The following is a 25782-nucleotide window of genomic DNA, read 5'->3' as shown; positions in this document are numbered from 1 at the left end:
GTCGTTTCCCTCGTGGTCAGCCGCGACCCTGCTCCAGTGATGTGCGGGACACGACAGGCGTGCGTTCGGCAGGGGACTCCTCAAGGCGCAGGGCGAGGGCGGGGCACCGGCGTACCGCACGACGGGCGCGGTCGTGCAGGTGCAGGGGGACCGAAGCGTCCGCGAGGGCGGGGTAGCCGTCGTGACCCATCCGGATCAGTTCGGGAACGACGTCCGCGCACAGGCCGTGTCCCTGGCACAGGGTCCAGTCGACCTCCAGCCTCTCGCCGCTGGGCGCACCCCCCTTGTGGCGGGAACCGGGGCTGACGGGGGCGGGGAGGGGCAGCACGGCGCTCGTCGGGCGCCCGCAGCCGCCGCCCAGGACGTGGGAGGCCAAGTCGTCGGTGAAGGCGTTCAGGGCGGACAGCAGGAAACGTACGGAACCGTCCGGGTGCTTGCACGCACCGCGGCCCTTCGCCGCCTGCGTCACCTCGCGCAACGCCTCCAACGCGGCCTGACCGCCGCCCTCCAGTACGTCGGAGAGCCCACCGGCCGCGGCGGGCAGCCCGAGCCTGCACGGGCCGCACTGTCCCGCGCTCTCGGCCGCGAGCCAGTTCGCCACCCGCAGGGTCTCGCCCAGCGGGCAGGTCTCCGCCCCGATCGGCAGCAGGGCGCCCGCGCCCAGGGCCCCGCCGAACGACGCCAGGGAGGCGCGCGAGACGGCGGCGTCGTGTGCGGCGTACGCGTCGATCCAACTGCCGTGATAGCCGCCGGTGAGGACGCCCTGGGGGAGCGGCGGAGCACCGGCCAGCCGCAGGACGTACCCCAGCGGCACTCCCGAGGGAACCTCCAGCACCACCGGACGGGCCACGGCACCGGAGACGGTGAGCAGGACGGTGCCGGGCTCGTCGGGGACCCCGGTGCGGCCGTATCGCTGCGGCCCCAGCCTGGCGGCGACGGCGAGCTGTGCGTACGTCTCGGCGTTGGACAGCAGTGTGGGTGCGCCCGCGACACCGGACTCGGCGGCACGTTCACGGCGGCCGGGAGGGAGCGCGGGGCCGCCGTTCACGGCGCGGATCACGGCGGACGCCTCGCCGGACACCATGCGCTCGGGAGTGCGCACGATCCGGGCCCGGATGCCGCGGTTGCGGATGCGGCGGTCGGTGAGACCGCGCTCGTCGAAAGCGTCCCGTACGGACGCTTCCGTGGAGTCGCGGGTGACGGCGACGACGAGGGTGCGCGCCCCGAGTGCTTCCGCGGCGAGGAGGGCGCCGTCCAGGACGAGGTGGGGGGCGCGGTTGATCAGCACAGTGTCCTTGCGGCAGGCCGGTTCGCCCTCGCTGGCGTTGACGACGACCACCGGGTGCACGCCACGGCGGATCGCCGCCTTGGCCACGGCCCGCAGTTTCCGCGCGAACGGGAAGCCCGCACCGCCCCGGCCGAGGAGCGAGACGTCCTCGGCGAGCGCCGCCAGGCGCTCGCCCGGAACGGGAGCGAGCGGGCCGTGCACCCTCAAGTGGGTGGTCAGGTCGAGGCGGGCGGCCCTGTCGAAGCCCTGGGTGAGGTGCGGGAGGCCGACGGTGACCACGTGCGGGACATCGGGCAGGGGTGCGTTGCGGGCGTTCAACTGCGGTCTCCTGTGGGGGTGCGCGCGTGCCGGGGCTGGGGCAGAGCGGTGCGCGGCGGCCTGGCGCGCACCAGCCGTGGCGCGGCCCTTCGCGGCGACGGCGGTGCCAGGGCACCCGCGACGATGCTCCTCTTGAGCCGCTCGGGGAGCAGACGCAAGGACAGCACCGCGGACACCGACGCCAGGCACAGGGCGTACATCACGACGACCCACCCGGCGGCGGGCCGACCGGTGAACAGACCGTGCAGCACGGCCGAGCACCACGCCGGGTACGCCAGCATGTGCAGCGCCCGCCACCGGCCCGGCAGCACACGGCCGGGCGCGGCGAACGCACTGCGCAGGGCCCCCGTCATGGCGGCCGCGGCCATCAGCAGTCCGGCCAGCGAACCGAACCCGACGAGGACCGCCGTGCCGGAGGAACCGCCCGAGAACGGCACCAGAGCCGCCGTCAGCGTGGTGTGGGCGAGGACGACCTTGACCGTGAGGTGCAGCAGGAGGAAGCACAGGGAGGCGATCGCGGTGACCCGGTGCACGCCCTGGGCGATCAGCCGGTGCCGGGGACGCAGCAGCAGACGGTCGGTGGCGAGCAGCCCCCAGGCGACGGAGGCGGTGAGCGATACGAGCGTCAGCACACCCGTGGTGAAGTCGAGCGCCGACCGCAGACCGTCGCCGCCGAGGACGGCGACCAGCGGCAGCGACGCAAGCGCCAGGACCGGTATCAGGCGGGCGGACGCGCGCCGGGGCGGCCGTCGGCCCGGGGCCGGTGGTGCGGCCGGTGCGGCCGTTGTGTGGTGCGCACGCGGTAAGAGGTTCATGGGGGAGGACTCCGGAAGCTCGGGAATGTGGTCCCGTGGCGGGAGGCTAGGCGGCCCGGTGCGGGGCGCAGGGGGGTTTGTTGGTTCCCCGGTGCGCGAGTGGCGTCGCCGGGTACGGTCCGCGCAGCACGACGCCCCGTGGCCCCGACGACCCCGTACCGCCGTCTCACCCGGCGACAGCTCGATGCGACGGCCGTGACCCCTGCGGTACCCTGACGCCATGCGTGCCGTACGCCTTCTGCTTAGTGAGCCGCGCTGATCAGTCCCGACCGGTGAAAACACCTGGTCGGCATCGGCGCGGCGTCCCCTCCTGTGCGAGGGGATTTTTCATTTCCGCAGGCAGAGATCCGTAGGCAGAGACGAAATCGATGGAGCTTCGAAAATCATGAGCGAGATGAATGCCGCTGCCGCTGCCGAGACGGCAGCCGCACACCGCTACACGGCTGCCATGGCCGCCGACATCGAGGCACGCTGGCAGGACTTCTGGGACGAGGAAGGCACCTACGAGGCGCCCAACCCCGGTGACGGAGACCTGTCGGGCGACGCGGAGCTGGCCGCGAAGCCCAAGAAGTTCATCATGGACATGTTCCCGTACCCCTCCGGTGCCGGGCTGCACGTCGGACACCCGCTGGGCTACATCGCCACCGACGTTTACGCCCGCCACCAGCGCATGACCGGCCACAACGTGCTGCACACGCTGGGCTTTGACGCCTTCGGCCTGCCCGCCGAGCAGTACGCCGTGCAGACCGGCACACACCCGCGGACCTCCACCGAGGCCAACATGGCCAACATGAAGGACCAGCTGCGCCGACTGGGCCTGGGGCACGACAAGCGCCGTTCGTTCGCGACGATCGACCCCGAGTACTACAAGTGGACGCAGTGGATCTTCGTCCAGATCTTCAACTCCTGGTACGACGCCGACGCGAAGAAGGCCCATCCGATCGCCGACCTGGTGGCCCAGTTCGAGAGCGGCGAGCGTGCCGTTCCCGGTGGCCGCACCTGGGCGGCCATGGACGCCGCGGAGCGCGCCGACCTGCTGAGCGAGTACCGGCTGGCGTACGCCTCGGACGCACCCGTGAACTGGGCGCCGGGTCTGGGCACCGTGCTGGCCAACGAGGAGGTCACCGCCGACGGCCGTTCCGAGCGGGGCAACTTCCCCGTCTTCAAGGCGAAGCTGCGCCAGTGGAACATGCGCATCACCGCCTACTCCGACCGTCTGATCGACGACCTGGACGGCCTGGACTGGCCCGAGGCGATCAAGCTGCAGCAGCGCAACTGGATCGGCCGCAGCGAGGGCGCCCGCGTCGACTTCGCCGTCGACGGTGCGGCCGACAAGAAGATCACCGTCTTCACCACGCGTCAGGACACCCTGTTCGGTGCCACCTACATGGTGCTGGCGCCCGAGCACGACCTGGTCGCGGGTATCGTCCCGGACGCCTGGCCCGAGGGCACCCACGACGTGTGGACCGGCGGGCACGCCACCCCGGCCGAGGCCGTTGCCGCGTACCGCAAGCAGGCCGCCGCCAAGTCCGACGTCGAGCGGCAGGCCGACGCCAAGGAGAAGACCGGCGTCTTCACCGGTGCGTACGCGACCAACCCGGTAAGTGGTGAAAAAGTCCCCGTTTTCATCGCCGACTATGTGCTGATGGGCTACGGCACGGGCGCGATCATGGCCGTTCCGGCGCACGACACCCGTGACTTCGCGTTCGCGCGCGCCTTCGAGCTGCCGATGCGCTGCGTCGTAGAGCCGACGGACGGGCGCGGCGAGGAGCCGGCCGCGTGGGACGACGCGTTCTCCTCGTACGACGGGAAGATCGTCAATTCCGCCGCCGCGGACACCGTGTCGCTGGACGGGCTGAGCGTCGTCGACGCGAAGATCCGCATGACGGAGTGGCTGGCCGCGGGCGGCTTCGGCGAGGGCACCGTCAACTACCGGCTGCGCGACTGGCTGTTCAGCCGCCAGCGCTACTGGGGCGAGCCCTTCCCGATCGTCTACGACGAGGACGGCATCGCGCACTCCCTGCCCGAGTCGATGCTGCCGCTGGAGCTGCCCGAGGTCGAGGACTACTCGCCGCGCACCTTCGACCCGGAGGACGCCGACGCGCAGCCCGAGACGCCGCTGTCGCGCAACCAGGACTGGGTCAACGTCACCCTGGACCTGGGCGACGGCCCGAAGAAGTACCGCCGCGAGACCAACACCATGCCCAACTGGGCCGGCTCCTGCTGGTACGAGCTGCGCTACCTGGACCCGCACAACAGCGAGAAGCTGGTCGACCCGTCCGTCGAGCAGTACTGGATGGGCCCGCGCGAGGGCATGCCGCACGGTGGCGTCGACCTGTACGTCGGCGGCGCCGAGCACGCCGTGCTGCACCTGCTGTACGCCCGCTTCTGGTCGAAGGTGCTGTTCGACCTGGGGCACGTGTCCTCGTCCGAGCCGTTCCACAAGCTGTACAACCAGGGCATGATCCAGGCCTTCGTCTACCGGGACGCACGCGGCATCGCCGTCCCGGCGGCCGAGGTCGAGGAGCGTGACGGCGGCTTCTACTACCAGGGCGAGAAGGTCAGCCGCGTCCTGGGCAAGATGGGCAAGTCCCTGAAGAACGCCGTCACTCCGGACGAGATCTCCGCCGAGTACGGTGCGGACACCCTGCGCCTGTACGAAATGGCCATGGGCCCCCTGGACGTCTCGCGCCCCTGGGACACCCGCGCGGTCGTCGGCCAGTACCGCCTGCTGCAGCGCCTGTGGCGCAACGTCGTCGACGAGACGACCGGCGAGGTCACCGTCACGGATGCCGAGCCGGACGAGGACACGCTGCGCGCCCTGCACAAGGCGATCGACGGCGTCGGCCAGGACATGGCCGGAATGCGCTTCAACACCGCCATCGCCAAGATCACCGAGCTGAACAACCACCTGACGAAGTCGGGCGGCCCGGTGTCGCGCTCGGTCGCCGAGCGCCTGGTGCTGCTGGTCGCCCCGCTGGCCCCGCACATTGCCGAGGAACTGTGGCGCAAGCTGGGCCACACCGAGTCCGTCGTCCACCAGGACTTCCCCGTCGCGGACCCGGCGTACGTCGTCGACGAGACCGTGACCTGCGTCGTTCAGGTCAAGGGCAAGGTCAAGGCACGCCTGGAGATCTCCCCGTCGATCGGTGACGACGAACTGGAGAAGCTGGCACTGGCCGACCCCGCCGTCGTCGCGGCACTGGGCGGCGCCGGCATCCGCAAGGTGATCGTCCGTGCGCCGAAGCTGGTGAACATCGTCCCCGCGTGACACCGGGAACCAGTTCCCGGCAGAACGTCCGGAAACGTAACAAAGGAGCAGCCGGGAACACGGGCTGGGGGCTTTCCCCTACGGGCAGGTTGGGGGTTCCGATGGAACCTCTCGCCTGCCCTCTCCGTTTACGGTGGAGAAGCCGGTGCACTCGTGGACCGGTGACCGGGTCGTCCAACCCGGTTCGTCGGACCTATCGCGGAGGGGCGTCATGGAAGCTGTCGTCATCCTGATCATGGCGCTGCTCTTCTTCGCCTTCGTGGGACTGGGGGTGTACGTCACCGTGAAGGCGGTGGGAGCCGCCCGGCGCGGAGTGGACCGCACCATCACCCAGGCCCGGCGGACCGTCGAGGACACCACGCTGCGGGCGAAGAGCTACGGCCAGCCCGGCATGGGCGGCGAGCTCGCCCAGCTGCGGCTCTCGCTGCGCACGTCCATGCGCGCCACCCAGGAGGCACTGGCCTCCGGGGTCGCCTCCGACGCCTCACTGACGGAGTCCCTCGCCCTGTTCGAGCGGCTCAGTGAGTACGGTCACCAGCTCGACGACGAACTGCGCCGACTGGAGCGCGACCCCGACAAGGAGCGGGCCACCGAGCGCATTCCCGAGCTCCGGGAGCGCACCGAACAGGTCGTCTCCTCGGCGGACTCCCTGCGGTGGGCGGCCCGCGACCGGGCCAGGAAGTTCGCGGACGACGACCTCGCCTCGCTGAGCGAGCAGATCCGCATGGAGTCCGGAGCGCTGCGGCACTGGGCCGCCGTCGAGCCGGAGCCGGAGCAGTACACCTCGCAGCCGGGCGGAACGACCGCAGGGCCCGCACAGTCCTGGCCGCGGACGGCGGGCACCGGCCCCGGGACGCCCCAGAAGGGCGCCGACAGCACCCCGCAGTCCGGTCCGCAGGCGATCACCGGACGCGACCGGAACCGGACGACCGCGTACCCGTGGGAGAAGGCCCCCCGTCCGGAAAGCACCACCTGAGCCGCCCACCGACACCTACGCCGCCGCCGCGCCCCACACAGAGGCGCGGCGGCCGTCGTGAGGCGCGAGGGGCGACAACCGGCCCGGTGACGGCCGGTGCCGAGGGGCCGGGCTGCCGCCGGGCTTCGCCTGCGGGTAACCTCCCGCTCATGTCCGCCCATGTCGCGATCGTCACCGATTCCACGGCCTATCTGCCGCACCCGACGCTGGAGCGGCACGGCATCACCGCGGTGCCGCTGACCGTCGTCCTCGGCGACCAGGCGCTCGAAGAGGGCACCGAGATCTCCGCCCGCTCACTCGCCCAGGCCCTCCAGAAGCGCCGGTCGGTGACCACCTCCCGGCCCAGCCCCGAGGTCTTCGCCGCGACCTACCGGGCGGCGGCCGAGGCCGGGGCGAGTGGCATCGTCTCGCTGCATCTGCCTGCAGAGCTCTCCGGGACGTACGACGCGGCCGTGCTCGCGGCGCGGGAGGCACCCGTGCCCGTGCGGGTGGTGGACACCGGGATGGTTGCCATGGCCCTCGGGTTCTGCGCCCTGGCGGCGGCCGAGGTCGCCGAGGCGGGCGGCACGGTCGACGAGGCGGTGGCCGCCGCGGAGAAGCGAGCCTCCGGCACCTCCGCGTACTTCTACGTCGACACCCTCGACTATCTGCGACGCGGCGGCCGCATCGGTGCCGCGCAGGCCCTCCTCGGCTCGGCGCTCGCCGTCAAGCCGCTCCTCGCGCTCGACGACGGGCGGATCGAGATGCTGGAGAAGGTACGCACGGCCTCCAAAGCGATTGCCCGGCTGGAGGAGATCGCCGTGGAGCAGGCCGGTGATCGGGCCGTGGACATCGCGGTGCACCACCTGGCGGCCCAGGAGCGCGCCGACACCCTCGCCCAGCGGCTGCGCGAACGGGTGCCGGGCCTGGTCGACCTGCACGTCAGCGAGGTCGGTGCCGTGATCGGCGCGCACACGGGACCGGGGCTGCTCGGCGCAGTGATCTCGCCACGCTGAGGTTCCTAGGAGCCTGCGAAACCCCTCGAAGGAGTGGCCGAGTTTTCCACAACTCGCGGCTTTTCCACAGGAATTGACCAAGATCAGCAACGCTGGGCGAATCCGTCTACCGTCCGGTCCATGGCTCTTCGATCACGCAACGAAACGACAGGACCGGGCCGCGTCCCCGGTCGCCGCACCCACCTCTCCTCCCGTACGAGGCTGCGCGCCCCGTCGGCCGCCCGCACCGGCAGACGCGGGGCCGCGACCGCCGCCGCGGCGGTGTCACGGCGCAGGGCGGACGCTCTCCTGGCGCGACCCGCGGCGGTGGCCCGGGCGCTGGGGGCGAAGGTCTCCGTCCCGGCAGCCCCGACGATCCCGGCCGCCCCGCCTGCGGGGGCACGTCCTTCCGGCGGGCTGCCGACCCCGCCCGCAGCGGCCCGCCGCCCCGCCCTCTCGGCATCGGCGGTGGCCCGCTCGGCGGTCTCCTCGCTCGCCTCCGCCCTGACGGCGCCCACACTCTCCGGGCCCCGGGCGCCCGCGTCCCCCGCACCGGTCCCGCGCCCGCCCGCCGGGCCCTCCACCCTGCCCGGGGCGGCTCCGCTAGGGGTGCGGCAGCGCGGTGCGGGCGGGCTGCAGCGGGTCTGGGCCGCGGCCCGGGAACGGGTACCCGTGTGGGTACAGGTCCGGTGCGGCATGGAACCCCGGACTCTGGGCGCCCTGGCGGCCGTTCTGGTGGTCTCCGCCGGATTCGCCTTCCACCACTTCCTCTCCGGCCGCCCCGAGGCCGTACGCGTCCCGGAGAAGCCCGGGACGGCCGGAACGACCGGGACGGTGGCCGCGCCCCGGCCCGGGGCGCCGCTGCCCCAGCCCTCGACCGGCCCCGCGCCCGTTCCCGGCCCGGGGCAACTGCCGCAGGCCGCGGGCGGTGCCGTCGTGGTCGTCGACGTGAGCGGGAAGGTGAGGAGGCCGGGCGTGCTCCGGCTGCCGGCCGGATCGCGGGTCGCCGACGCACTCCGGGCAGCGGGCGGGGTCAAGGCGGGCACCGCCGTCGAGGACCTCAACCGGGCCCGGGTGCTGACCGACGGCGAACACGTGGTGGTGGGCGCACCCGCCCCGCCACCGCCGCAGTCGGCCGGCGGCACCGCGGCCGGACCCGGAGGCCGACCGCCCGGCGTGCCGGTCAGTCTCAACAGCGCGACCGTGGAGCAGCTCGACACGCTCCCGGGAGTCGGCCCCGTTCTCGCCCAGCACATCATCGACTACCGCATCCAGCACGGCGGCTTCCGCTCCGTGGAGGAACTCCGGGAGGTCAACGGGATCGGGGATCCGAGTTGTCAATGCTAATCTAGCGAAATGACTCCTACCCGTGCCGTGCTTCTCTTGCGCATCAGCTACCGCAAGCCCGAGGACGAGGACGAGGACCAGATGACCGACGCCGAGCGTCGCCGTGCCGAGTTCTCCAAGGGCATCGGGAGGCAGGAGGAAGACGGTCGCGCTCTCGCTAAGCGTCTCGGCTGGACCGTCACCAAGGTCATTCCCGAGGACGACACGTCCGCGTACAAGCGCCGGAAGATCCGCCTGCCCGATGGGTCGACAGGGCTGCGCACCGTGCGACCAGGCTTCCGGGCGGCGCTGGACATGCTCGCGTCGGGGGAGTGCGACGGACTCATTGCGGACGACCTTGACCGTGTCGCCCGAGACCCCCGCGACCTTGAAGACCTGATTGACGTCGTCGAGTCGCGCCGGCCGCGTATCCCTGTCGAGTCCGTGACCGGGTCGCTGCGCCTGGCCAACGATGCCGACATCACCGTCGCCCGCATCATGTGCGCCGTCGCCAACAAGTCCAGCCGTGACACCGCCCGCCGCGTCGCCCGCAAGCATGAGGAACTGGCCCAAGAGGGCAAGCCCGGCGGGGGAGGGTTTCGCGGATACGGATTCACCGAGCAGTACGAGGTCATCGACGACGAGGCGAAGATCCTCAAGGAGATCGGCGCGCGCATCCTGGGCACCTGGGACGGCTGGACCGACGAGCAGCGGGCGAAGATCAACCCCGAGGTCGGCGAAAGCAACAAGTCCATCGCCGAAGACCTGAAACGCCGAGGCGTCCCCACAGTGACCGGCGCGGCGTGGTCTGGCCGAACGGTAGGCAGCGCCATTTCCAAGCCCTCAGTGGCCGGCCTGCGAGCCCACAAGAAGGAGATCGTCGGCAAAGCTACGTGGCCCGCCATCATCGAACGCCCGCAGTGGGAAGAGATCTGCATCCGGCTTGCCGCCCGCGCGGGAACGACGGACCTCACCTTGCAACGGTGGCTGACGGGTGCGCTCCGATGCCCCTCTTGCAAGCACATGCTGACGGGCAGCCACGGCAACAGCGGCCCGCGGTACTGGTGCTCCACCCCCAACGGTGGCTGCGGCAAGGTCGCCATTAAGGCCGAGCCTGCCGAAGAAGAAGTCGGCAACCAGGTGGTCGACCTGTTGTCCCGCCCTAAGGTCCTGTACCGGCTCCAGCGGGTCGCCACGGCCGAGGTCTCCGACGAGGCTCGCACGGAACTGGCGGCTGATGAGGAGCAGTTGAAGGAACTGGCGCGCATGTGGGCCAAGCGGGAGATCAGCTTTGGCGAGTACACCGAAGCCCGCAACATCATTGAGAAGCGCGTGAAGGAGTCAAGAGCGCTCGTCGTCTCCGTCGCCCCACGAATCCTCCGGGGGCTCCTGGCCGGCGACGTCCGAGCGGGGTGGGAGCGGCTTTCGCCCGCCGACAGGCGAGAGGTCCTGCTGACCATCATTCCGGGATACGACGTCATGCCGCACGACCGCAGCCGGGGGAACAAGTTTCAGCCCGAACGGCTGCGGCCTATCTCGCGTGGGGAGTGACCTAGTAACCGGCGGTCAGCCGGCCTTTCCCCGCTTCCCGGGGGGCAGCTTGCCTCGCAATCGAGCCTCCCGGATCCAGCCGTGGACTGTGGGCAGGGGCACGTCTGAGTGTTCCGAAATCTCCTTCGCCGGACGTGAGCTGACCCCTGAGAAGAAGCGGTAGTACCAAGCCACCCGATCTGCGAACTGTTCGGGTGGCTCCCCCTGCCGTCGCGTTAGTGGCGCCAGTTCGTCAATTGACTCCATGGCTACGGCATTGGGGATGTTCTCCAGACGCCCTACAGGGATCGCCCGCAGGAGTTCGGCAGTGATTCGGCCGCCACTCACCGTCAACCCGGAGAGGTACGAGCGTCCGTCCTCCTGCTTGTCCCAACATGCATAGAGGCGCACATCCGGGACCAAGCCGTCGACGGCACGCCAATCATCACCGAGGCGATCCCAGGTCTCGTCTTCGCCGGGCTCTCGGTTGGGCATGCGCCAATTGCCGCCCGCAAGAGTTCGCTTGTCTTCGCTCACGTCCGCCAAGGTACAGCCCCCGTCGCCGCTGCTCAACAGGGGAGCGGGTCTCACGCATGTGCACTGTCGCGTTCGCACATGAACTCCGTCGTACTTGACTGAACGCCCGCATGGGTGCTACTTCTGACCTCGGACTCATCAGGTCCGCAGGTTCTCATGTGCTGGAGCATCCGTGCCAATCCAGAAGATCAACCTGACCGTCGACCAAGCCGCCGAGGCTTCGGGGCTTGGCCGCACCACCCTCTTCGGCCTCATCGCATCGTGCGAACTCGAAAGCATCAAAGTTGGCCGCCGGCGGCTCATCCCCGTCACGGCTCTCGACGCCTACATGGAGCGTCTGCGCAGCGAACAGAACGAACGCCCGGCGCGTCGCAATCCCCTGGCAGACGCCGTTGAAGAACTCAGCGATGACCAGCTTCGCCGTGTCGTGGCGCTGCTCGGGCTGCGCCAGCTTCCTGAACAGGAGCGGGGCGCCGTTGTGGACTCGGGAGGCGCCGCGGCATGACCCGAAACGCAGAAACGCCCCGGGGGCTATCCGGGGCGTTTCAGGAAATTCGCGCGGTGGGCGCATGGCCCATCGTGACACAGCTCGCCCGGCGACGAGAAGCCGTTGAACGGTGCGAACCGCTCGACTGCGGACACCAAGACCCGTTCGACTGCGCGGCCGGCCGCGGCGGCCAGGCCGACGAGGGCTTGCGCGACTCACCTGAAACAAATGTTTCACCTCCCGACGTCGACGGTGACCGGGCCACCCTGTGGGCCGACGCCAAGGCGCTCTACCTGGCCGGGGACTTCCCCAAGTACGCGTCCCCTCTGTGGATGACGCTCCGCCCCGACGACCCCAAGCGGCTCGCCGCCGTGCTGTACGCCGCCGAGATGTGGCGCAAGTACGGCGACGAGGAAGCGCTGCTCGCATGGTTCCGCGACGCGCGGCGCGGCCGTGACCCGCTGGCCAGCCGCAAGACCCTGGCCGAACTCGACGAGGCGGCGCAGCCGAAACCGGCTCACCAACTGCAGGCAACCCCCGGATGGCCGCCCATCGCGATTCCCGGGCAGCCCGGCCGGTACCTCACCTACACCGAAGACAGGAGGGCGGCGGCGTGAAGGACATGCGCGACCCGGGACGGGTTCCGGCGCCCACGAACCCCATGGCCGTCGCACGGCAACTGTCGCCGCGGTGGCAGACCGACGACGGCGTACTCACCCTGCGGCACTGGCGATCCTCGTGGATGCAGTGGGAGCGCTCGTACTGGCGGGAGCTCGACGACCAGGAGGTGCGGGCCGACCTGTACAAGCTCCTGGAGCACGCCGAGTACTTCGCGGGCAACACCAAGGAAGGCGAAGAGGTGATCAAGCCGTGGGCGCCGACGATCCGGAAGGTTGCCGACCTGATGGGGGCAACGGCCGCTATCACTCATCTGCCGCCGTCCGTCGACGCACCCGCCTGGATTGGCGAGCGAGACGCAGTGAGTCGCGACTCAGACCGATCCCTTACGCACGGGAAAAGCGGGCCGATCGTCGCCTGTGAGAACGGGCTGCTCCGAGTCTCCGACCGGAAGTTGTCGCCGCTCACCCCGACGTTCTTCAACCTGGTGTCGGTCCCGTTCGACTACCGGGAAGGGGCGACTGCGCCCGCCTGGGAAGCATTTCTCTCCCAGGTGTGGCCCGACGACCCCGACTCGGTGGCGGCCCTGCAGGAGTGGTTCGGCTACGTCCTCTCTGGGCGCACCGACCAACAGAAGATGCTGCTCGTCGTCGGGCCCACCCGGTCCGGAAAGGGCACCATCGCCCGCATCCTCACGGCGCTCGTCGGCAAGGGCAACATGGCAGGCCCCACGCTCGCCGGCCTGGCCACGAACTTCGGCCTGGCCCCGCTGCTGGGAAAGTCCCTGGCCGTCATTTCCGACGCGCGGCTCAACGGGCGGGACGGGCAAGAGGTCGTCGAGCGGCTGCTCACCATCTCCGGTGAGGACACCATCGACGTCGACCGGAAGTACCGGCCGCAGTGGACGGGCAAGATGCCCACCCGGCTCATGGTCCTGTCCAACGAGCTGCCGAACTTCGGTGACTCGTCGGGCGTGATCGCCAACCGGTTCATCGTTCTCACCATGCAGGTCTCATGGCTGGGCAAGGAAGACACCGACCTCACCGGGAAGCTGGCCGCCGAGATGCCCGGCATCCTCAACTGGGCGCTCGACGGCCTGGCCAGGCTCCAGCGGCAAGGGCACTTCACCGAACCGCCAGCATCCGTCGAAGCCGTCATCACGATGCAGGACACCGCATCCCCGATGTCCGCCTTCGTGCGCGAGAAGTGCGAGACCGGCCCCACGGAGACGGTCCTCGTCGATGAGCTGTGGGACGAGTGGAAGTCGTGGGCGGAGGACAACGGCGTTCGGGCGGGCACGAAGCAGATGTTCGGCCGCAACCTGGGGTCGGTCGTCTCGCAGGCAAAGCGCACCCGACCCCGCGGCGACGACGGCCGCCAGGTTCCCACGTACACCGGCATCGGACTCAAGCCCCAGAGTGGCGACCACATTGGGAAAAGTCGCGACTCAACGCGTCTCACGGGCTACGGAGACAGCTTGAGTCGCGGTGAGTCGCGACACAGCCCATTGTGGTCGCCACCTACGGACCGGCCGAAGTGCTCCGTGTGTGACTTCCCCTTCGAACCCATCGAGGCCGGACAGACCGCGCATCCCGGATGTGATGCCGCGTGAACGTCGACGACATCGTGCGCGAACGGATAGCCGCCGCCCGCCGCCGCATCGAGCAGCGCAAGCAGTTGCGCGCCCAGCTCGCCGAGCAGCGCCGGCGCGGGCTGGCCGCACGGCACCGGGCCAAGCTCACCCGCCCGCCATTCGTCGGGCCGGCCGACACAACCCAGGAGGACCAGTGACCGACCGCTCTCTCACCCCCGGCACGCTCGACATCCTGAACGCCGACGTCCGCGACCACGAGTACGCGATCGTGCAGACCCGCATCGAGCGGGCGCCCGTCCACCTCCGCGCCACTCAGTGCACCGAGCCGGACGGCTGTACCAGGCCCGCCACCCTCGTGACCGTCGCCGTCGCCGAGGTCGTCGACGACGGGGAGGGCGGCATTGGGTTCCGTCTCGCGCGTGACGACGCCGACAAGGTCATGGCTGTCTCGACGTGCGACGACCACCGCGCCCAGGCCAGCCACGACCTGTACGGCGAACTCACCGGCCGCGAACGGGCCGACGGCATCCGCGCCTTCGACGCCCCCGGCCAGCACATGCAGTGGGGCTGACCAACTCCCAACCCCGTTCACCCGCCAGCACACCAACCCGCTGAACACATAGGAGACATCGTCATGAACCGCGACCAGATCCACGAGACGTACAAGGCGCAGCTCGCCCGCATCGAGTCCAACCGGGCGCTCAGCGACCACGCCAGGAAGGTGCTGAGCGCCAAGGCGTACAAGCAGGCCGCCGCCCAACTGGAGGCCGCCCGCCAGGTGGAGATCGACACCCTCACCCGGCAGCGGGCCGCACTCCAGCGGCGCATGTTCGGCCAGGCCGGCACCGCCGACGCGCAGACCGTCGTCGCCCGCCGTGACGCCAACGACCGGGCCGCCCAGCTCGACGACCCCCGCAAGGCCGCCGACATGCTCCAGCGGGCCGAGATGGAGGGCGACACCCTCATGGCGCAGGCCGTCGCCGCCAGGGCCGCACAGTGCGGATGGGGCGACGTCCTCACCGCGTACTCCACCGACCGGCCCGGATTCGCGGACGCCGCCGCCGAGTTCAACGAGCTGCCCGACCCGGACGACTGGCAGTTCAACTTCCGGCACACCGGCCAGTTCATCGCCACCCCGCCCAGCTCCCTCGCCAACGCCAACCCCGGCGAGGTCGACCGCCTCGCGCAGCAGGACTTGGAGGTGGCGTGATGTTCGCAGGCGGCAGCGTCCACACCGCCGAACAGGCCGTCGTCGCGGCTGAGCGGCGCAAGCTCCCCGTACCCGAGACGGTGTACGAGGCCCGCCGGATACGGGCGGCCGTCTTCGACACCGGGCACATGCCCGACCCGGAACGGCCCGCCCTGCCCGACACCGCGGCCGACACCGCCGAAGTCATCCGCCGGCACGCCGAGGCCCTGCGCCTGGCCGACGTCACCCGGCGGGCCGCCGACCTCTTCAGCGACGAGGCCGACCTCCGGTTCATCCAGGCCGCCCGCGACGCCGTACCCGCATGGGTGGACGGACTCGGCAAGGAGTTCACGACGCTCATCAACGTCATCCGCAAGGCCGAGGCGAAGCTGCCCGAGGACATCAGCCTCATCGACTCAGCACGGCTCGACTGGAACGACCCGATTCTCTCGACCGCGTACACGCGGGCCGAAGGCGCGGTAGCCCAGCTCGAACAGTTGGTGTCCGACCGGGCCGACATCGCCAAGGCTGCGGGCTCCGATGGCGGCAGGGGCAACGCCCTGTTCGCGGTGGCGGCGCTGCCTGACCCCACCGTCGAGCGGGTGATGGCTGACGACTGGCGGCAGCTCAGCACCACCGTGTCGCAGTGGCGGGACCTGTCGCACCAGCCGGTCGCCCGCTGGGTGTACCTGGTGAGGCAGGGCGAGCTGGTGCTCAGCCTCGCCACACCCGGAGAGGTGAGGGAGCGCAGCGGCCAGGTGCAGCGGTGGCGGGAGGCAGGGCACGCGCTGCGGTCCGGTCTCACCCGCAAGGGCGGACAGGCCGCAGCGACCGAGTACCTGGCCGCGACGGCATGACCCGACGACTCGGCGGCGGCGCGGAGATCCATGGAGGGCGCCGCGCCGCCGGCCGCCCCGGTCGACCAGGACACCCCGAAACGGACAGAAGGTATACCTGGGGGCATAAGCCCCATACCGACCTCTTCGGGATCGTAGACGTGTACACGCTCTCCCTCCGGACGGGTCTGGGGATTTTGGATCTTCCAGACTGGTGCACTCCCGACAGGCCACGCATTACGGGCTTTCGGGCCGACGGGGCAGCCGCCTTGGAAACCCGGGCGGGATGGCGAGAGCTATACGCGCAGATCTCTCAAGATCGCCCCCATCCGGGCCCCTCCCCACCCCCTTGACCTGAACGAACGGAGCTCTCATGGCCCACAACTGGGGTTCGTCGAACCGTAAGAGCCGACTGCCCGGCAACTGGCAGGCACTCCGCAAGCAGGTGCTTGAGCGCGATGGGTGGCTGTGCCAGATCTGCCGCGTTCGTCCGGCGACGATCGCGGACCATATCCAGCCCATGACCGACGATCACCGGCTTGAGGCACTGCAAGGCGTCTGCGATCCGTGCCACCGGCAGAAGACGGCACGAGAAGGGGCCGCCGCCCGTGCGGCCAGCCCGAATGCGGGCCGCAAGCGCCCGCCCGAGGATCACCCGGGGCTCGTCACCTGACCCCACCAACTCACCCGCACCCACCAGTAGTCACTACGGCAGGAGAAGCACATGCCCACTCAGCAAGCGCAGATCATGAACCAGCTCATCCGTGGCAACGCGGGCGAGACGGTCCCCGGCATCGCCAAGGCCACCGAGATCCGCCAGCTGTACAAGACAGGACTCCAGCAGATCCGGGGCGACCGGCACATGCACCCCGACCGGAAGCGGGTCGAGCTGGCCACCCTGTACACCAGCGCCAAGGAAACCCTGGCCAAGGTCCGCATGGAGCAGACGGAGCGAGACGCGAAGACGTTCGACGAGCTCGACCGGAAGGTGTGGGGCTACGCACTCGAACGCGCCACGGCCACCGACCGCGCCACCCTCGACACCACCATCCGCGATGCACGCGACCGGGCCGCGAAGCTCAAGACCGCCGAGCACGCCGGCCGCGCACTGCGAGACGCAGAGCTGGCAGGCGATCACATCCTTGCCCGCGCCATCGGCAAGCAGGCCCACGACCACGACTGGAACGATGTCCTCTACGACTACTTCGAGAACCGCCCCAGCGCAGCCGCCGCCTACCAGCAAGCGGGCGAGATCTGGCACCGCACCCAGACGGCGGGCGGACGCGTGCACGAGGGGATGCAGTACGTCGTCCCCAAGCCTGAAGAACTGCGCGGGCTCAACGACCAGGACATCAACGGCATGACCGGCGACCCGAACGGCGCCGCTGCCTGATGTCCGCCAGGTCCGGCGTCAACGTCACCCGGCCGCGGACGCATGCTGTAGGCCCGCCGCAGTCGGGAGCGATGGGCGGGGAGCGTGTCCTCCTTTCCTCGCGGTGATCCGCCCAGCGCCGACCAGTCCGAGCCGCGCCACCCCGGCCGGCTCGGGCTGGAGCACCACCAGGTCGCGCGCACCTACCCGGGGGTGGGGGCGGACCCGTGGGCGGGCGCCCGCTAGACCGCGGGGGAGAGGGAGCGGACGCACGGCCAATCGAACGATCTCCGCGTAGCCGATCAAGAGAGGTGAAGTCATGGCCGTACCTGGCCGTAAGCCGAAGCCGTACATCGCGGCCGTGCGCGAGGGGACGTTCCGCGCCGACCGCAACAGGGAGGGCGTCCGCTTCCCGCCCGTCGACCCGGTCGAGCCGCGGTGGGCGGGCATCCTGCCGGGCGCCGACCCGGAGACGGTGCGCGCGAGGAAGACGGCCGCCGAGTTGTGGGGCCGCCTGGTGCCGGTGCTGACGCACTCCGCCGGCCTCGTCGACACCCAGCGCGAGACGGTCACGGACTACTGCGTCACGTGGGCGTGGATCGTCATGGGCCAGCGCGCACTGGCCCGCGAAGGTGTGGTCATCGACGGCGACCGCGGGAGGGTCCGCAACCCCTGGTGCACGGTCCTCTCTCAGCAGCGGCAGCACTTCCGTTCCCTCGTCGGAGAGCTGGGGCTGACGCCGGCGTCGGCACAGCGGATCGCAGCCCCGCAACCAGACGACGATGACGACGACATCTTCGACTGATCAGGGGAGTCGGCCGACCCGACGGCAGTTCCCGCAAGCCGTGCCGGGTCGGCCAGCTCGACTGCTACTTGACTTCGTTGATCGCGGTGACCAGCTCGTCACCTGAACTGATGTGCTTCGGAGCCGGGAGGCCCTCCAACTGGTTCTGGATAGCTTCCACCGAAGCGCTTATGCCCATTTTGTCGCGAGCCGGGGCGTCATCCGGGCTCCACACGATGTGGGCGATCCGCTGACCGCCGTCGTAGATCACGTGCAGCGGCTTGCCTTCGGCGACCTTCCCCTTCAGCTCGACTCCACCTGACACCTGGCCCTGCTCGGACAACTCAATGGTGTTAGTTCCCCAGTTGGCAGAGAGGAGAAGGTAATCGCCCGACTTCTTGTTGAACTTCAACTGCGTGTACGCGTCGCGCGCCTCGCTGGAGACCTTGAAACCACTGGTGGTGCCCACTGGTCACTCCAATCATCTGGGGTGTCTTGACTGCGCCACGCAGTCTCCCCTTCTTGATCATGCTCCACTGCTGCCCGGCCATTCCCGCCAGGCCCGGCCGCACGGAAGCCCCCGACCGTCGGCATGGTCGGGGGCTGTGGTGTGCCCGCCCCGGTAACGCCGGGGTACGGGGCGGGCGGGCAGTCATCCGGTTGTACGCCCTGGGAGGCTCCCTACCGGTGTTTCTGCCCTTCCCCGGAGCGGCCCGCCGAGGGCCACCTGTGAGGCCGTACCAGGGAAGCTCAGGGCTGTACGGGCTTGGTGACCCGGTCAGTGAGTCAGTGACTTTCCACTAACAGGGTCACTAAGCAGGGTCACCAGCTTTGACCTGGGGCGGAAGCCGTTTTGGTGAGGCAGTGACCCGGTGAGGACGGGTGCGTCATGGGCGCCGTAGAGGCCGTTTCGGCTGGGTCACTGGCTTCGGTCGGGGCTTGTGCCAGTAGACCGTCATGGCCACCCCGGACGCTGCGTCGACGGGGTACGCGTCGAACTCCTCGTCGTCCCGGATGGGTTGCTGACACTTGCTGCAGATCTTCACGACGTCGCCCCTTTGCGGCACTCGGCGCACGCATACGCCTCGCAGTCGAGGACGTGCGCACCTTGCCGGCCGCGCGCGTACCCGACGTGCTGGGCGCCGGCTGCCGCGTCGAGGAACCGCGAGCACCAGACGCACCGCCACCCCTTGTACTGCTCCGCGGTCAGCTCCCTCACCGAGGGGATCGGCCGGCCGGGCGGGGCTGCCAGGTCGTCGACGCCGGGGTGCGTCTTGCACGCCCGCGGGAACCAGCGGCCGGATGCTTCGAGGCGGACCCGCGGGCCGAGGTCGACGGCCGTCTCGGCGGTGAGGGTGATTCCGCAGAAGACGCAGTCGGCGCCGCGGCGTTGCCGTTCGGAGAGGGTTGCGAGGGGCGGCACGCGGGTGTCCTGCGGCCGTGTTCTGCTCGTTTCGGTGGCCATGACCAGGACGTTAGGGACGGTGGAGAATCAGACCGGCTCGTGATTCTCGATGATTCTTGTCGGCCTGGCCGTGATTCGTGGGGTTGCTCAGACGGCGTCTGCTCGGGCTCGGGCACGGGCGATCAGGCGTTGCGCGGAGCTGCCGTACACGGCGTTCTCGCGGAGGAGTCCCCACACCCTTCCGTACAGGGCGACGCTGTCATCGTCGTCGAGCCAGAGTTCGGCGTGCCAGTCCTCGGCGATGACAAGGCGGTCGTCGTACATCCAGAACCCGTTGGCCGGCGGGATGCGCACGCGGGCGGACAGCGGGACGATCCCGAGCCGAACAGTGTCGAGTCCGATGATCCCCGAGAGGCGGTCCAACTGGGCCGCGAGGACGTCGGGCGGGCACACGGCGGTGTGGAGGGCGGCTTCCCACATGACGATGTCGAAGAGGCGGCCGGGCTGGTACAGGAGTTCCTGGCGGCGCTGGCGGGCACGGACGGCGTCGTCGACGTCCCGCACGGACTGTTGCAGCTCCGCGTACTGGGTGAACACGGCGCGCGCGTAGTCGGCGGTCTGGAGTATGCCGACGACCATGGCCCCCTCCCATGCCCGAAGGCGGGTGGAGCGCTCGTACTCGACGGTGAGGGCGTCCTGTACGGGCCGGTGTCCGGCGCGGAGCTGGCGACGCCACGAGCGGGTGCGGGACTCCAGACCCTGGAGCCGTGCCTCCAGTTCGGCCGCGGCCTCGGGGTGGCCGGCCGCCTCGGCCCATGCCCGGAGATCCTCAGCGGTCGCGGTCTGCCGGCCGGTCTCCAGCTTCGACACCTTCGACTGGGGCCACCCGAGCCGTGCCGCGAACGCGCGGCCCGAATCGGGGCCGCGCAGCTCACGAAGCCGTCCGCCGAGGGAGACACGAGACTGTTGGTAGTCGGTCGTCACCCTTCGGACGGTACCTCTACCCCGCCTCGTCCAACCTGGCGTGATGCCAAGCGGCTTCCCGGGCCTGGCAGTACCGGAGGACGTCGACAGGGTTCGTGATCAGCTCCACGCCAGTCATCTCGTCGGCGTCGTCGAAGTTCAGCAGTGCGACCACCCGCGAGTCGAAGATCCAGAAGTCCTCATGCGGGAGCCGCAGCTCCTCGGCCTGGCCACGGGTGAGGGTGCGGATGTCCTCACCGGCCGCGCGGTTGCGGCGGGCGTTGTCGAGTAGGTACCGCTGGCCGGTGGTGGCCGGCTCGTCGAGGATGCGGACGCGCTCGAATCGCTTCCCGAGCGCGACCTGTTCGCGCCGCTCACGGCACCACGGGTCGTCCAGGTCCCAGCCGACGGGCTCGCCTGCGATGAACTGGCGGTAGGTGTCCTGCTGCTCGTCCCACGCGTACCGGCGACGGCTCTCCAGCCTCCATGCGGAGTGCTTGAACGTGGTGAACATGCCGTCGAAGTCGTCGAAGCTGATCGGCTGCGGCACGTGTACGGGTTCCTTCGGGCCGAAGTTGGCGAGGAGTTCGCGCGGCACCGTGACGGCGCCCTCGTCGGCGGTGAGGTTGTCCATCTGCGCGAGTTCGGCGGGGTCGGTGACGCGGTCGCCCTGGACCACGTAGTCGTCAGTGCCGGGGAGTTGGTACAGCGTCGGGCATCCGTTGTTGCCGCTGTTCGTCCCCACCTTGGTCAGTCGTCGGGTCATAGGTCCCCCTTCGGGTCGTGGTGTGCCGCGCACCGTAGCCGGACGCGACGTCTTCGCAACAGGGCGCACCGGCGGGTGATCGTCACAGCCGTCACGCATCACACCGTCACAGTCCCAGCGCCTAGGTAGAGCAGGGCGTTTGGCCGTCACAGGCGGGCATCACACCGTCGTCACGTGTGCTGGCACGCCCGCCGGAACTGCACCAGCGCTGACACCCCCTCCGACCAGCACTGACACCTGTGACGTCCCGATGTGTCCGATTCTGAGCGTCAGTGGATCTTCCGTGGGGCGAAATCCCTAAGGTCAATGCGCGTGCGCGCGCGAGCTGACACCCCCGCTGACACCCTTCTGACACCCCGGCAGCAAGATCAGCTGTCAGTCAGGGCAAACCGGGCTGAAGGGTGCATCGCGTCGGACGTCCAAGATCGGCTGTTCGGTGGGCTGTTCCGTCACTGTTCGGTGCGCTGTTCCTCGCGCGCGCCTTAGGGAAGACGCGGGGGCTGTTCGATCCGGCCGAACAGCCCGTTCCGCTGTTCGTGCAGGTCAGCGGACTGTTCGGTGCTGTTCCGTCGCTGTTCCCGACGGAACCGGTGCTGTGACGCCCCTGTTCGGTGCTGTTCCAGCAGGTCAGACCGCCCTAAGGTCCGGCCGGACCATCTTCGCGGCGCCGCGAAGATCACGGCCTTCGGTCGCGTCCGCTTCCGTGCCCATGGGACGGCGCGAGTGCTGCCCGTGTCTCGCCCCCGCTGTGATCGTTCCTGTCATCATGAAGAAGATCATCACCGTTGCTGCCCTGACACTCGCCGCCGGCCTGATGGCAGCCCCCGCGCACGCCTATGACGACGACCCCACTCCGCAGGGCCCCGTCGAAGCCGCTGACAACTGGAACTTCAGTGCAGGCGTCGTCTGCATGCAGGAAGTGGCCATCGTCCCGGTCCTCGGCCAAGGGGTCGGCTACGTCGGCGACCACAGCGACAACTGCACCAATGGCAACATCATCGACAACCCCGATAAGTAGCCCAGCCCGGCTCGCCTCGCGTGCGCGCGAGCGCGCGGGCGCACGTTGGCCCCCCGATGGCTCACCCCGGACGGCTTGAGCCATTCGTTGAGCCATCACGAGTCGTTGCGGCGGGGCGGGGCGGAAGCCGGAACGGGCTCCGGAGACCCGTAGAGGGCCTTTCGGTGACCCGTCAGCTTCCGCCCCGCCCCGCCCCGCCCCGCCGGGTGAACGTCCGTGGGGAGGCGTCAGAACGGCGGGGAGTTCTCCCCCACCGCCTCCCCGTCGCGTCCCCCGACGGGGACCAGGCGGAACGGCCGATCCGGGGAGGCGGGGAGGACGGGGAGGCAGGCCCACCAGGACCCCGCCCCGCCGGGTGAACACCCCTCGCGTGCACGTGCACGCGTAGGGCGCCGAGGAGTTCACCCGGTGCCCGAGTGAACGAGCGGGTGAACGTCCAATCAGTTGCCGCCCCCGCGCCGTCGGGCCGCGCGCACGGCGCGGGTGAGGTTCGCCGGCAGGCTGGCCGCCCCACGGGACGGGTCGACGACCCGCGGCACCTTCCGCCGGTTCGTCGCCTTCACGGAGGCGTTGAGGTTCTTCGCCAGGCGTTCGGCGTCACCGTTGTTGCGTCCGAACATGGTCGTCCTCTCTGGTGCTGGCCCGCCGCGAGGGGGTGCGTTCGACGCACACCCCAGCGGCGGACGCGGTGGGTTTTCCTGGGATCGCAGGAGAACGCCCCGCACCGTGCCCGGTGGAGTCGGGCGCGGGTCGGGGCGCTGGATGGAGCGGTCAGGTGCAGCCGGGCCTACTCCCGGTCGACTGCGCCGAGTTCCTGCTTGATGCGGGCGGCCCGGTCCTGGCCGATGGAGTACACCCGCTTCAGCTCCCGGAGCGACGGAGTGCGCCCGTTCGCCAGGGTGTCGGCGAACTCCTTGCGGGCCTGTTCCGTCAGCTCGTCCTCCGGCTCGTCGACGGCGGCCGGTTCGTCCTGCACCTCAGGTTCGGGTGCACCGTCGAAGGTGCACTCCGCCGGCTCGTCGGGGGTGCACTCGCCGCCCCCACTACCCCCGCTACCTTCCTGGTCAGGCGACGAGTACGGGGGCTCTACCCCGGTAGAGGGGGCCCCTGACTTCGGTGCCTTGTCGAACGCCCCGACGTACCGGGTAGAGGGGGGCGGTAGAGGGGTGTCCACGGCCGCGGGCACCCTTTCGAGTGCGTACTCAGGTGCACCGATCGCGGCAGGGGTGCGCACTCCGTTCGCCCCCTTGGCGACGACCGGAACCGGCTCGGGTTCCGTCGGTCCAGCCGACGGTTCCGGGGGCTCCACACCGTGGACACCCTCGCGGAGTACGTGCACCCGCCACATCACGAGGGGGGCGATGCACGACACGGCGACGATCAACGGCCAGGACACCGGCAGGACTTCCGCGGAGACAAGGTGGCTGAGAGCGTTCACCGCGGCCATCGCGACGACGACCGCGGCCATGTCGCGGCCGGCCCGCAGCGCGCGCAGGGCGTAGATGTCGAGCGCCGCGGGGACCGCCCCCGCCACGTACACCCCGAACCCGCACGCGCGGGCCAGGTGGTACTCGGCGGACGCGGTCACCACGAACGTGGCGCCCAGAGACAGCATCCCGAGAACGTCACGCTTCACGGGCACCCGCCTTCGGATACGCCCGGTCGACGGCCCGGTACACGGCCAGGATGTACGCCCGCGTGTCCGGTTCGTGGAAGTCCGGCGCGGCCATCTCCGCAACCGCCTCCGCTCCCTGCTGAAGCTCCAGGAGGCCCATCGCGAGGAACTGGAACTCGGCGAAGTAGCGGATCTCCGCGACCGTCCACCGGTCCGGGTCGGGCCTGGTCCCGTAGTAGTTGCTGCCGCCCATCTCGACGGCCGCGGCCAGGTGGTCGCGGCTCACCGTGACCCGCAAAGCCACCGTCGTGTGCGGCTCGTCGTAGGGGTCGACCATGCTGTGCTGCTGCACCGCCGTACCGGCGACGACGAGCGGTCGTTCCACGGATACGGTCATGACTGCTGCTCCCTCACGGTGGTCACCAACTGGTCGCGCATCTGCTCCACCCGGGCCAGGAACACCTTCGCCTGGCGGACGAACTCGTCGACCTGGTCGACGGCCAGCTCCACGTGCGGGCCGCACACACCGTCCTGCGTGTCGATGACGAGCAAGGCGGGGTCGTCGTCCTCCGGGACCTCCGGAACGACGATGTGGGCGACGAGCTCCCAGGTACGCCAGCCGGAGCCGCAACGGGACGCGTCCGGCTTCAGCCACGCCCGCGCCGACCGGTGGAACACGTCCTCGGGGATGTCGTCGCCGTGGTCGAGCGCACACCAGTCGGGGCACACCACGGGCTTGTTCAGGTTCACGGCGGTACTCACGAGGAACCCCCTTCGGCACGGTGATCAGCGATCCACCGGGCGCGGGTGTCGTTGATGATCAGAATCAGGTGGGCCTCCGTGCAGCGGCGGCCGGGCGTCTGCGCCCTGGCCTCGTCGCCGCACAGCAGGCAGAACGGTTCACGGTCCGGCTCATCCGCGCTGAACGTCTGCACGTGGCCGTCCTCGTCGGCGACGTGCGGCGACGGGTCGACGTAGGCGAACGGCCGGCCGGGGACGCCCGTGCGCACCAGGACCGGTGCCACGGGAGGGGTCTGGACGGGGAGGGTCATTCGCCTACCTCCGGGAGGGAGACGCGGGCGGCACGGTGGGCGAGAAGGTTCACGCCGTGGCGGTCGCCCGTGCGGTTCGCTGAGATGAGTTCCGCGAGGATCAGCGGAAGGGAGAGGGAAGGCCGGGGCGAGCGGGACGCCGCCGCAAGGGCGGCGTCCTCGGTCGGCCGGCGGACCACGGTGGTCACCGGCTCACCCCGTTCGACTTGTCGACCAAAGCGGCCATCAGCGTCATGTCGAGAACCGCGAACCGGGCCAGCTCCTCCGACAACCGCACCATGGCGGCGCCGTCGAACTCGTGCCACTCCCCGCCCAAGTCCACGGCCGCCATCACCCGGCGCTCCGTCGACGAGAACGGCCGCTGTACGAGCGCCATCGACAGGGCGGTCACCTCGCCGTGGCAGGGGGTCGCAACCTTCACCACCACCTCGACGCCCTGGTGCTCGATATCGACCCGGTACGCCTCCGCCTCGTGCACGCCGAGGCACCAGGCCGGTTCGGGGATCGTCACCGGGCCGTGGTCGACGGTGTGCACGGTGACGGTCGTCGGGGCGCTCACCGGGCGTCCCGCTCACGGACCCGGCGAAGGGCCTCGTCGATGTCCGGGTCCGAGTCGGCGGGCAGGTTGGCCAACCGGGCGGCGCGCGCCTGCTGGCGGACGGCGGACGCGAAGCTGATCAGCGCGTCGGCGAACTCCTCCGCCATGTCCGGCGTCATGTACGCGTCCTCCGACTCGTCGTCGACGACGACGTGCGCCGCCTTCAGCCGCGGGTCGTCCGAGGACGGGTCGGTCCGCACCGTCGAGTGCAGCGCGTGGATGATGCCGGTCTTAGTCAGCGACATCCCGACGATGCAGGCCGACCCGGTCGTGTGCGAGATGTCCTCGACGTGGGTCTCGGGCTCTGCCACGTGGTCGATGACGCACCAGGCGGGGCACTCGATGTACACCCGCTGCTCGCGGTCCACCTTGCCGATCATCGCGGGCACCAGGCGGACGCCGGGCTTGACGGGGTTGGATACGGTGATGCTCATGGTTCGACTCCCTGTC

Annotated in this window: 32 protein-coding genes; 17 read left to right on the top strand and 15 right to left on the bottom strand. The window is 70.1% G+C overall.

What is annotated here, in order from left to right:
- Positions 1-16 precede the first annotated feature (16 nt).
- Together ACIO3O_RS19730 and ACIO3O_RS19725 are read right to left on the bottom strand one after the other, a co-directional pair.
- A complete protein-coding gene (locus ACIO3O_RS19730; protein ID WP_401747393.1) occupies positions 17-1606 on the bottom strand; it encodes an NADH-ubiquinone oxidoreductase-F iron-sulfur binding region domain-containing protein in 1590 nt (529 codons plus the stop codon).
- Positions 1603-2421 carry a hypothetical protein gene (locus ACIO3O_RS19725; protein ID WP_401747390.1) on the bottom strand — a complete coding sequence of 273 codons (819 nt, stop codon included), beginning with the start codon at positions 2419-2421 and terminating at the stop codon, positions 1603-1605. The genes ACIO3O_RS19730 and ACIO3O_RS19725 overlap by 4 nt, the downstream gene beginning before the upstream one ends.
- 385 nt (positions 2422-2806) lie before the next feature.
- Between ACIO3O_RS19725 and leuS the strand changes: the two genes are divergently transcribed.
- The 5 genes from leuS (at position 2807) to ACIO3O_RS19700 (ending at position 10519) form a co-directional block, all read left to right on the top strand.
- A complete protein-coding gene (gene leuS, locus ACIO3O_RS19720; RefSeq protein ID WP_401747388.1) occupies positions 2807-5692 on the top strand; it encodes a leucine--tRNA ligase in 2886 nt (961 codons plus the stop codon).
- Positions 5693-5903: 211 nt separating this feature from the next.
- A complete protein-coding gene (locus ACIO3O_RS19715) occupies positions 5904-6668 on the top strand; it encodes a hypothetical protein (RefSeq protein WP_401747385.1) in 765 nt (254 codons plus the stop codon).
- Between the two features lie 149 nt (positions 6669-6817).
- Positions 6818-7663 (top strand): DegV family protein, encoded by an 846-nt coding sequence (locus ACIO3O_RS19710; RefSeq protein WP_401747382.1) that lies wholly within the window; start codon positions 6818-6820, stop codon positions 7661-7663.
- Positions 7664-7783: 120 nt separating this feature from the next.
- Positions 7784-8989 (top strand): helix-hairpin-helix domain-containing protein, encoded by a 1206-nt coding sequence (locus ACIO3O_RS19705; RefSeq protein ID WP_401747381.1) that lies wholly within the window; start codon positions 7784-7786, stop codon positions 8987-8989.
- 36 nt (positions 8990-9025) lie between these two features.
- On the top strand, positions 9026-10519 hold the full coding sequence (locus ACIO3O_RS19700; RefSeq protein ID WP_401747378.1) for a recombinase family protein: 1494 nt from the start codon (positions 9026-9028) through the stop codon (positions 10517-10519).
- Positions 10520-10534: 15 nt separating this feature from the next.
- Here ACIO3O_RS19700 and ACIO3O_RS19695 read toward each other — a convergent pair whose 3' ends face one another.
- Positions 10535-11035 carry a hypothetical protein gene (locus ACIO3O_RS19695; protein WP_401747375.1) on the bottom strand — a complete coding sequence of 167 codons (501 nt, stop codon included), beginning with the start codon at positions 11033-11035 and terminating at the stop codon, positions 10535-10537.
- 172 nt (positions 11036-11207) lie between these two features.
- Between ACIO3O_RS19695 and ACIO3O_RS19690 the strand changes: the two genes are divergently transcribed.
- The 11 genes from ACIO3O_RS19690 to ACIO3O_RS19640 all read left to right on the top strand — a co-directional run bounded on the left by ACIO3O_RS19690 (position 11208) and on the right by ACIO3O_RS19640 (position 17936).
- The gene (locus ACIO3O_RS19690; protein WP_401747374.1) at positions 11208-11540 is read left to right on the top strand and encodes an excisionase family DNA-binding protein; all 333 of its coding nucleotides are present in this window, start codon (positions 11208-11210) and stop codon (positions 11538-11540) included.
- Complete coding sequence (locus ACIO3O_RS19685; protein WP_401747371.1) at positions 11537-12139, top strand: hypothetical protein; 603 nt, start codon at positions 11537-11539, stop codon at positions 12137-12139. The genes ACIO3O_RS19690 and ACIO3O_RS19685 overlap by 4 nt, the downstream gene beginning before the upstream one ends.
- Before the next feature lie 5 nt (positions 12140-12144).
- Positions 12145-13752 carry a phage/plasmid primase, P4 family gene (locus tag ACIO3O_RS19680; protein WP_401747731.1) on the top strand — a complete coding sequence of 536 codons (1608 nt, stop codon included), beginning with the start codon at positions 12145-12147 and terminating at the stop codon, positions 13750-13752.
- Positions 13749-13931: a hypothetical protein gene (locus ACIO3O_RS19675; protein ID WP_401747369.1), complete on the top strand. Its 183-nt coding sequence runs from the start codon at positions 13749-13751 to the stop codon at positions 13929-13931. Before ACIO3O_RS19680 ends, ACIO3O_RS19675 begins: the two co-directional genes overlap by 4 nt.
- Positions 13928-14305: a hypothetical protein gene (locus tag ACIO3O_RS19670; RefSeq protein WP_401747368.1), complete on the top strand. Its 378-nt coding sequence runs from the start codon at positions 13928-13930 to the stop codon at positions 14303-14305. The genes ACIO3O_RS19675 and ACIO3O_RS19670 overlap by 4 nt, the downstream gene beginning before the upstream one ends.
- A 63-nt stretch (positions 14306-14368) precedes the next feature.
- Positions 14369-14944 carry a hypothetical protein gene (locus ACIO3O_RS19665; RefSeq protein WP_401747365.1) on the top strand — a complete coding sequence of 192 codons (576 nt, stop codon included), beginning with the start codon at positions 14369-14371 and terminating at the stop codon, positions 14942-14944.
- Complete coding sequence (locus ACIO3O_RS19660) at positions 14941-15780, top strand: hypothetical protein (RefSeq protein WP_401747362.1); 840 nt, start codon at positions 14941-14943, stop codon at positions 15778-15780. Before ACIO3O_RS19665 ends, ACIO3O_RS19660 begins: the two co-directional genes overlap by 4 nt.
- Positions 15781-16132: 352 nt before the next feature.
- Positions 16133-16432, top strand: coding sequence for an HNH endonuclease (locus tag ACIO3O_RS19655; RefSeq protein WP_401747359.1), 300 nt, complete (start codon positions 16133-16135; stop codon positions 16430-16432).
- A gap of 51 nt (positions 16433-16483) precedes the next feature.
- Positions 16484-17152, top strand: a complete 669-nt coding sequence (locus tag ACIO3O_RS19650; RefSeq protein ID WP_401747357.1) for a hypothetical protein — start codon at positions 16484-16486, stop codon at positions 17150-17152.
- An 84-nt stretch (positions 17153-17236) separates the two neighbouring features.
- Positions 17237-17377, top strand: coding sequence for a hypothetical protein (locus ACIO3O_RS19645; RefSeq protein WP_401747355.1), 141 nt, complete (start codon positions 17237-17239; stop codon positions 17375-17377).
- A 73-nt stretch (positions 17378-17450) separates the two neighbouring features.
- Positions 17451-17936, top strand: a complete 486-nt coding sequence (locus ACIO3O_RS19640; RefSeq protein WP_401747352.1) for a phage terminase small subunit P27 family — start codon at positions 17451-17453, stop codon at positions 17934-17936.
- Between the two features lie 64 nt (positions 17937-18000).
- Here the strand turns inward: ACIO3O_RS19640 and ACIO3O_RS19635 are convergent, their stop codons facing one another.
- The 4 genes from ACIO3O_RS19635 to ACIO3O_RS19620 all read right to left on the bottom strand — a co-directional run bounded on the left by ACIO3O_RS19635 (position 18001) and on the right by ACIO3O_RS19620 (position 21049).
- Entirely contained in the window at positions 18001-18384 is a 384-nt protein-coding gene (locus ACIO3O_RS19635; protein WP_401747350.1) for a cofilin family protein, read from the bottom strand.
- Positions 18385-18957: 573 nt separating this feature from the next.
- Positions 18958-19380, bottom strand: a complete 423-nt coding sequence (locus tag ACIO3O_RS19630; protein ID WP_401747347.1) for a hypothetical protein — start codon at positions 19378-19380, stop codon at positions 18958-18960.
- A gap of 87 nt (positions 19381-19467) precedes the next feature.
- Complete coding sequence (locus tag ACIO3O_RS19625; RefSeq protein ID WP_401747346.1) at positions 19468-20304, bottom strand: helix-turn-helix domain-containing protein; 837 nt, start codon at positions 20302-20304, stop codon at positions 19468-19470.
- A gap of 16 nt (positions 20305-20320) precedes the next feature.
- Positions 20321-21049, bottom strand: a complete 729-nt coding sequence (locus ACIO3O_RS19620) for a DUF6879 family protein (RefSeq protein WP_401747344.1) — start codon at positions 21047-21049, stop codon at positions 20321-20323.
- A 766-nt stretch (positions 21050-21815) separates the two neighbouring features.
- Here ACIO3O_RS19620 and ACIO3O_RS19615 point away from each other — a divergent pair.
- On the top strand, positions 21816-22067 hold the full coding sequence (locus tag ACIO3O_RS19615) for a hypothetical protein (protein ID WP_401747341.1): 252 nt from the start codon (positions 21816-21818) through the stop codon (positions 22065-22067).
- Between the two features lie 440 nt (positions 22068-22507).
- On the opposite strand, the gene ACIO3O_RS19610 is transcribed toward ACIO3O_RS19615, so the two are convergent.
- From ACIO3O_RS19610 to ACIO3O_RS19575, 8 genes are all read right to left on the bottom strand, one after another.
- On the bottom strand, positions 22508-22687 hold the full coding sequence (locus ACIO3O_RS19610; protein WP_401747338.1) for a hypothetical protein: 180 nt from the start codon (positions 22685-22687) through the stop codon (positions 22508-22510).
- A gap of 167 nt (positions 22688-22854) precedes the next feature.
- A complete protein-coding gene (locus tag ACIO3O_RS19605) occupies positions 22855-23703 on the bottom strand; it encodes a hypothetical protein (RefSeq protein WP_401747335.1) in 849 nt (282 codons plus the stop codon).
- Entirely contained in the window at positions 23693-24079 is a 387-nt protein-coding gene (locus ACIO3O_RS19600; protein ID WP_401747332.1) for a hypothetical protein, read from the bottom strand. The genes ACIO3O_RS19605 and ACIO3O_RS19600 overlap by 11 nt, the downstream gene beginning before the upstream one ends.
- Entirely contained in the window at positions 24076-24444 is a 369-nt protein-coding gene (locus ACIO3O_RS19595) for a DUF6907 domain-containing protein (protein WP_401747330.1), read from the bottom strand. Before ACIO3O_RS19595 ends, ACIO3O_RS19600 begins: the two co-directional genes overlap by 4 nt.
- Positions 24441-24734 (bottom strand): hypothetical protein, encoded by a 294-nt coding sequence (locus tag ACIO3O_RS19590; protein WP_401747328.1) that lies wholly within the window; start codon positions 24732-24734, stop codon positions 24441-24443. The genes ACIO3O_RS19595 and ACIO3O_RS19590 overlap by 4 nt, the downstream gene beginning before the upstream one ends.
- Complete coding sequence (locus ACIO3O_RS19585; protein WP_401747327.1) at positions 24731-24922, bottom strand: hypothetical protein; 192 nt, start codon at positions 24920-24922, stop codon at positions 24731-24733. The genes ACIO3O_RS19590 and ACIO3O_RS19585 overlap by 4 nt, the downstream gene beginning before the upstream one ends.
- A complete protein-coding gene (locus ACIO3O_RS19580) occupies positions 24919-25293 on the bottom strand; it encodes a DUF6907 domain-containing protein (RefSeq protein WP_401747325.1) in 375 nt (124 codons plus the stop codon). Before ACIO3O_RS19580 ends, ACIO3O_RS19585 begins: the two co-directional genes overlap by 4 nt.
- Positions 25290-25766: a DUF6907 domain-containing protein gene (locus ACIO3O_RS19575; RefSeq protein WP_401747322.1), complete on the bottom strand. Its 477-nt coding sequence runs from the start codon at positions 25764-25766 to the stop codon at positions 25290-25292. Before ACIO3O_RS19575 ends, ACIO3O_RS19580 begins: the two co-directional genes overlap by 4 nt.
- Between the last annotated feature and the right edge of the window lie 16 nt (positions 25767-25782).

Origin of the sequence: Streptomyces sp. NPDC087440 (genome assembly GCF_044744005.1) — a bacterium.
Lineage (GTDB): Bacteria > Actinomycetota > Actinomycetes > Streptomycetales > Streptomycetaceae > Streptomyces.
The sequence above is the reverse complement of the archived record's forward strand: the minus strand, read 5'-3'. Positions and strand labels throughout refer to the sequence as shown.